The sequence below is a fragment of the Mycobacterium sp. 1423905.2 genome, assembly GCF_001673155.1.
Lineage (GTDB): Bacteria > Actinomycetota > Actinomycetes > Mycobacteriales > Mycobacteriaceae > Mycobacterium.
On the sequence record NZ_LZLE01000009.1, the window covers coordinates 1 to 7588 of the forward strand.

Genomic DNA, 7588 nt, shown 5'->3' on the forward strand with positions numbered 1-7588 from the left:
CTCGTCGGGACTGCTGGCGCTCCCCGGCCCGCTCGCAGCGGCGCGGCTGGTCCGCGAAATCACGCGCAGTGGCACGAATCTGTACACGCTGCTTGCCATTTCAGCGGCGCGGTGGCCGAACCGCACGGCGATCGTCGACGACGACGGCGTACTGAGCTATCAGGAGTTGCAGGCGATGACCGAGTCGCTGGCGCGCGAATTGCTCGACGCCGGAATCGGACCCGGTCAACCCGTGGGCATCATGTGCCGCAACGGACGCAGCTTCATCGCGGCGGTTTTCGCCACCGCCCTGGTGGGCGCCGACATCGTGCTGGTCAACACCGAGTTCCGGACCAACGCCCTCGCCGGGGCGCTGAGTGCACATCATGTTCGAGTCATGTTCTGCGACAAAGAGTTCCAGAAGCAGATCGGTGACACCGGTGAATCGATCCAAGCCCTGGATCCCCAGGCGGCCCGCGCCGACGAAGGTGCTCGGCGCCCCCAGGTGGTGTCGTCGGGACGAATCGTCCTGTTGACGTCGGGCACCACGGGTGTGCCCAAAGGCGTGCCGCGCACCCCGCGGATCAGCTCGGGTCTCGGAGTCGGAGTGACGCTCTTGGAGCGCACGCGGTTGCCCGCCGGATCGCGAGTCGCATTGGCGGTGCCCATGTTTCACGGTCTGGGATTCGGCATCCTGATGCTGGCCATGGGGCTGGGCGGTACCGTCCTGACGCACCGGCGCTTCGATGCCGAAGCAACCCTTGCGCAAGCGTCGTTGCAGCGTGCTGACGCGCTGAGCGCGGTGCCGATCATGCTGTCCCGCATCCTGGACCTACCCGAGCGAGTGCGGGCCAGGAATCCGTTACCGGCCTTGCGCGTCGTGATCTCCAGTGGCGATCGGCTTGATCCCGGCCTGGCGCAACGGTTCATGGATGCCTACGGCGACGTCTTGTACAACCTCTACGGCTCCACCGAGGTCGGCATCGGATCCCTGGCCACACCAGCGGATCTGCGGCAGGCACCCGAAACCGTGGGCAAGCCGGTGGCAGGATGTCCGGTGCGGATCTACGACCGGCACGGCAGGCGACTGGGACCGCGCGTGACCGGACGCGTCTTCGTCGGTGGACAGCTCACCTCGCAGGGATACACCGGCGGGGGCGGCAAAGCCGTCATCGATGGCATGACCAGCACCGGTGACATGGGCTACCTCGACGAAGTGGGCCGGCTGTACATCGTCGGCCGCGAGGACGACATGATCGTCTCGGGCGGTGAAAACGTGTATCCACGCGCCTTGGAGAACGCGCTCGCCGCACATCCGGACGTCGCCGAAAACGCCGTCGTGGGGGTGCCCGATGAGCAGTTCGGGAATCGGCTGGCGGCCTACGTGGTCGCCCGCCCGGGCAGCGACGTCGACGCGCAACGGCTGCGGGAGTATTTGAAGGGCAAAGTCTCTCGTTTCGAGCAGCCCAGAGACATTCACGTGGTGGACCGCATCCCGCGCAATCCGGCCGGCAAGGTACTGCGCCGGGAACTGTCGAGCTGAGGCCGCGCTAGGAGTCCTGCTCCTCCTCGGGTTGCACCACGTCGACCGCCTTGTTCAGCAACTGCGGTGCCAGCACCGAGATGGCCGTGGCGCCGGCCGTGGAGCCGATCACTCCGGTCCACGCAACCGGGCCCAATGGCGTGCAGCCGAAGAACTGGCTGACCACCGGCGTTTGAATGATGCCGACCAAGACGCCGGCGCTGCCCAGGGCGGTTGCCACAACCAGCGGGCTGTGCCGACGAGTCAGCAGCGTCTGAGCCAGCTGAGTGGTCACTAGTGCGGTCAATCCCATTGTCGCGGTGCGGCGTTCGGTGCCCGGCGTCCAGCGCCCGATAGCCCAGGCGGCTGTCGCTCCGGCGGCCGTCACCACGCCGCGGTTGAGGATCTGGCGCATCAGCGGCGCATCGAGTGACGGCGCAGGCGCGGTCAGCACCTCATGCTGGCGGGCTCGACGAGCGGCTTCGACGTCTTCGTCGCTGACGTCATCGTCCTCTTCGGGGTCCTCGTATGTGGAGGTCACGGCGACTGCGAGAGCGGGGAACATGTCGGTGAGCAAGTTGACCAGCAGCAGCTGGCGGGCGCCCACCGGTGCCCGTCCCGCTCCGAAGGCGGTGCCGATGAGGGTGAACAAGACTTCACCCACATTGCCGCCGACCAGGATGGTCACCGCGTCGCGGACACCGGCCCACATGCTGCGACCCTCCACCAGCGCGTCGACTAATACACCCAGATCGGCATCGGTCAACACGATGTCCGCGGCGCCGCGAGCGGCCGACGAACCACGCCCGCTGACTCCGATTCCCACGTCGGCCATCCGGATTGCCGCAGCGTCGTTGGCGCCGTCGCCGACCATCGCGGTCGTCCGCCCACACCGCTGCAACGCCGCGACGATCTGAACTTTCTGTTCGGGGCTGACGCGGGCGAACACCTGCACGTCGCCGGCGATCTTCGCGCACGCGTCTTCGTCCAGGCCGGCCAGTTCCGCCCCGGTGACCACGCGGGCATCCTCGGGCAGCCCTAATTGGCGGGCGATGGCCCGAGCGGTGATCGGATGGTCGCCGGTGATCAGCACGACGCTGCGGTCGGCGTCCAGCAACGCCTCGATCAGCGGCCGCGCCGAAGCCCGTGCGGTGTCGGCCAACCCGACGTAGCCCAGCAGTTCCAGATCCTGGGCGGCCGCATCCACCGCGTCGGCGTCGGTCTCTTCATCGTCGGAGGTTCCGTTGGGCCAAGCCCGCTGCGCGACGGCAAGAACGCGCAACCCCTGCTCGGCGAGGTTGTCCACCAGAGCGCCGGCGTGTTGTTGATCGGCGTCGGGAGCGGCGAACTTGCACCGGGGCAAGACAACTTCGGGGGCACCCTTGAGCACCAACACCGGTGTCCCGTTCCCGCCGCTCAACGTGCCGATGGCGGCGGCATAGCCGCGGCTGGACTCGAACGGCACCTCGGCCAGCACCGTCCACTCCGAGTCGGGCCGACCGTCCCGCGACTTGGCGGCCGCCGTGACGATCGCCTCGTCGGTGGCGTGGGCATGCCCCTGGCCCTCTTGGGGTTGGGTCGACGCGCGCGCGGCAGCACGCAGGACGGCCACCGCTTGCGGGTCGCTGGCGTCCGGATAGGGGCCGAGCGGTTCGGTGTTACTGGGCACCGACACCACCACGCGCAGCCGGTTCTCGGTGAGCGTGCCGGTCTTGTCGAAGCAGACGGTGTCCACCCGGCCCAGCGCTTCGATGGTGCGCGGGGAACGCACCAGCACGCCACGGGCGGTGAGGCGCTGCGCGGCGGCGAGTTGGGACAACGTCGCCACCAACGGCAAACCCTCGGGTACCGCGGCCACCGCGATGGCGACACCGTCGGAGACCGCCTGACGCAGCGTCGCGCGGCGCAGCAGCGCCAACGCGGACACCGTGGCCCCGCCGGCCAGGGTCAGGGGCAACACCTTGCTGGTCAGCTCCCGCAGTCGCGCCTGCACGCCGGCCGACGATTCGACGTCGGCGACCGCGGAGATGGCGCGATGTGCGGCGGTGCCGACCCCGGTGGCGACGACGATGGCACGGGCTCGGCCGGCGACGATGGTGCTGCCCTCGAAGAGCATGCTGGCCCGGTCGGGGTCGTTGACGGCCACCGGATCGACCTGCTTGTCCACCGGCAGCGACTCACCGGTGAGAAAGGACTCGTCGACCTCGAGGTCCTCGGCCACCAGAAGCCGGGCGTCGGCCGGCACCACCTCGGGTGCGGACACGTCGATGACATCACCGGGCCGCAGCGACTTCGCCGACACGGTGGCGGTGCGCGTGGCGTGCCGGGCCGCTTCCAACCGCCGCTTGGTCGTCGCGACGGCCGGCACCACCACCCGACGCACCAATTGGTCCTGCTCGGCGAACAGTTCGGCCGCCGCCGCCTCGGCGCGCAACCTCTGTACGCCACCGGTGATCGCGTTGACCGTCATGACGCCGGCGACCAGCAGCGCGTCGACGTTGCTGCCCAGGATCGCCGACGCCGCTGCACCGACGGCCAGGATCGGGGTCAACGGGTCGGCCAGTTCGTGTCGCGTCGCCTTTGCCAAGCGACCCACCGCTTCCACCGGTCCGCGTAGCGGCGCCAGGGCCGGGCTGTAGGACAGGTCGTCGAGCCTGTGCCGCCAGGTGGAGGTGCCGGTTTCGACGGCCAAGGTGCGGGAGCCGCCGGCCAACCGGGAATAGACGATCTCGGGATCCAGTGCGTGCCAGGCGGTCAGCGGTTGCGGAGTGGGATCGGGCAGGCGCAGTACCCGGGCGGCCGACAACGTCCCCGATACCAAAGCCGTTGCGGCAGCGGCGTTCACCGGATTGAGCCAGCGCCGAAAACTGGCCGGGTTACTGGTGCGATCTTGCTCACCGGTGACCAGCAGCAGCCCGGCCAGCGTGGTGCCGCCCTGGGCCAAATGCACCGCCGATTCGCTAGCCGACCGCGCCACCGGGAGCGCCGAGAGAATCCGCACTGCCGCGGCGAGGTCGGTGCCGGTGATGACGTCCGCGGTCCACGGCGTAGCGGCGCGCGGATCATCCAGTGCCACACCGACATCGGCGATCGCCAGTGCGGCCAAGGTGTCGGTCGAGGCGAAGTCTCGGTGCAACGCAGTGATCAGCAACACCGGCCCACGGTCGGTCCGCAGCTCGCGCACCAACTTCAACAGCGGGGTACCGGGCGGATGAGTCGATCCCACGCTGGCGGAAAGGTCTTCGGTACCGGCGACGTGACGCAGCACCACCCGGGCACCGGTGCGGTGTGCGGTCTGGAACAGCGGGATCGCGTACGGGTCGACTTCCCACCCGACGGCGACGCTACCCACGCGCTGGCCGTCGACCACCAGTTCGGCGTGTTCCAAGCCCTGGGCGGGAGCGGCCGAAGAGCCCTGCGCCCGAATCCATTTCAGTCGCGCGCCGGTCGCCGGCAGTTCATCGGGGTCGGGTTCTGGAGCCTCTTCGCCGTGTAGCAGCGCATCGGCGACCTCGTACACGCGGTCGTCGTCCCAGCCTGGTTCGTCACCTTGGGCGCGCAACACCGCGCGGTGATCACCGCGCAGCGCGGCCCCGTCGATCACCACCACCTTCACCCGATCCAGGCGGCGCAGCGCACCCGGGTCGAGGACCAGAAGCCCGGCGTTGGCCAAACCGCGACCCAGCGTCGCGGCGAACGACTCCCGGCCCAGATGCGCGGCCTTCGGTACGCCGGCCAGAATCGCTTCGGCGGCCTCGCCGGCGCCGCCCCCCGCGAACAACGCACCCGCGGCGGCGATCACCGACCCGTTCGCCGCTTGACTCACGTAGTCCTCGATCGGTCCGGCCATGGAGCCTTTTTCGGTGTCGATCGCGGCGTCGATGGCGCCGTCGACGACGACGTGCGAGGTGTCGCCCGCTGCCGCGGCCGCCCAATTGTGCCGCGGTGCTTGCGATTCCGCACCGGCAGAGGACAACACCGGTACCACCGGAGCCTGCGGTCGGCGCGGGGAGGCCAATTCGGGTTCGCGGTCGTGCCAGCGCTGCCGGTGCGCCGTGGCCTCGGAAAGCTGCAGGGTGCGGGACGCGAGGTTGAGCAGGGGGGTGCCGACGGATTGGCTCAGCCCGTAGGCCAACGCGGTGGACCCACTGAGCGCGATGTCGGTCCCCACTCGGCCAAGCCTCGACTCCAGAACCGAGACCACGCGCGGTTGATAGTTCAACAGGGCTGCCGCTGCTCGCGCGCTGCGCGGTGCCACCGGAAGGCGGGTGAACCAGCCAGTCACGGCGGCACCGACGGCGACGGCGTCCATCGCCGCGGCGGTCAACGGCACCAGGATCGCCAACGGGTTGCCCGGATCGGCGAACGGTGCGGCAGGCGAGGTGGTCGGTGCCGTCTCGGAGATGTCGGTCGCTACGGCGACGACCGTGTCGCGAACCTCGTCGAGGACCGCGTCGTCATCGGCGTCGGCGTCTAACTCCACGACCAGCCGGCCCAGTGCACCTTCGACGTGAGCGGTGGCAACGCCGGCGACCCGGCGTACCGGCTCCTCGACCACGGCGGCGTGCTCATGCCAGCGGAAGAACGGGAGCAACGGGTCCAGGTCCAGATGGATGCGGCGCCCGCTACGCCAGCGCACCGGCGGCGCGATGTGCTCGGGGGATCCGTTGGCGCCGTTGGTGGTGCCGAGCACGCGACCCGTCGACCGGGCCGCCGACTGCACCACCGGCGTAACCAATTCGACTACCGGGCTGGTGAACGCTTGGACGGCACCGGCAGCACCTGCCGCGGTTTGCACGCCGGTCCGCAAAGCCAGCGTCGCCCCGCCGGTGATTCCACCCACGACGTCGGCTACACCCGGAATCTTCATCCATCACCCTTCGATTTCGTCTACACGCCAATCCTCCCGGGGTGCAGCAGACCTGTCCACATGGCGCAAGCGGCAGGAGCCGAGAACCTCAGACCAGAAGGGTTACCCAATCGCGCAGCGAAGACGCTGCGAGAAGTCTGTCAGTGTAAATCGCGCCCGATTTGGTGCCGAGGCGCTAGACGCTTGCGGCCAACCCAAAAGACGTGAACAGCGTCGGGTCGAGGAACACCGTTATCGCCGCGATCCCGCCCGGGCCGGTGCTGATGACGTGAATGGAGTGGGCATGTTTGACCGCCTCGGCGCTGCGGCGGTATTCAGCGACCGCCGGCTGCGCGTTGGCGGCCGTGGGGATCATGACAATGTCGCCCGCCTTCGCCATCGCTCTGGCGGTGAGGAAGCGCAGGACGACCTCGCGGCCGCTGAACCAGACTGGGACGGGCGGCATCTGCAGCTTCACGTCGTCTTGCAGCAGTTCGGTGAGGGCGGCCATGTCCGCGTTCTCGAACGCTGCACAGTAGCGGTCGATCAGCTTCCGGCGTTCGGCGCTGTCGGGTTCCGATAGCTGCTCTTCGACGGGCCCCACCTCGGCCAGACGGCTACGCGCACGCTGCAAAGAACTGTTGACGGCGGCCGGTGTGGTCTCCAAGAGCTCGGCAACTTCGGCCGCGCTGAATTGCACCACATCGCGCAGGATCAACACGGCCCGCTGGCGTGCTGGTAGCTCCTGCAAGGCAGTCATCACCGCCAGCCGAATGCTCTGCCGCGCGGCAACGGCGGTCTCGGGAGTCGCAAACGTCAAGGCGTCGGGTATCGGCTCGAGCCAGTTGTGCGGCGCAGCCCCCTCGAGGGGCGTCTCGGGGTCGAACGATGCGTCACCCACCCCGGCAGGCAGCACCCGTCGCGCTCGGTTCTGCAGGGCCCGCAGGCAGGCGGTCGTCGCGATGCGGTACAGCCACGTGCGCAGCGCGGCGCGTTCCTCGAACGCTTCATAACCCCGCCAGGCACGCAGATAGGTTTCCTGTACCAAGTCCTCGGCATCGTGCACCGAGCCGAGCATGCGGTAGCAGTGCGCGATGAGTTCGGCGCGAAACGGCGCCGCCTGTTCGATGAAGTCTTCCTGGACCGGCACGTCGCGCTCCTTGGTCGGGCTACGGCGAGAGGCAGACCCGCCACTTGTACAGATACGTCGGGCTCGCGAAATTCATCGGCTGAGCTGG

Annotated in this window: 3 protein-coding genes; 1 reads left to right on the top strand and 2 read right to left on the bottom strand. The window is 68.8% G+C overall.

Going from position 1 to position 7588, the window contains the following annotated elements; all coding sequences use genetic code 11:
• Positions 1-1522, top strand: a 1522-nt coding sequence (locus tag A9W95_RS00515; RefSeq protein WP_156745926.1) for an AMP-binding protein, incomplete at its 5' end; no start/stop codon positions are given.
• 7 nt (positions 1523-1529) lie between these two features.
• On the opposite strand, the gene A9W95_RS00520 is transcribed toward A9W95_RS00515, so the two are convergent.
• Both A9W95_RS00520 and A9W95_RS00525 read right to left on the bottom strand, forming a co-directional pair.
• Positions 1530-6371, bottom strand: coding sequence for a cation-translocating P-type ATPase (locus A9W95_RS00520; RefSeq protein WP_067408663.1), 4842 nt, complete (start codon positions 6369-6371; stop codon positions 1530-1532).
• 175 nt (positions 6372-6546) lie between these two features.
• Entirely contained in the window at positions 6547-7554 is a 1008-nt protein-coding gene (locus A9W95_RS00525; protein WP_082982826.1) for a sigma-70 family RNA polymerase sigma factor, read from the bottom strand.
• Positions 7555-7588 lie beyond the last annotated feature (34 nt).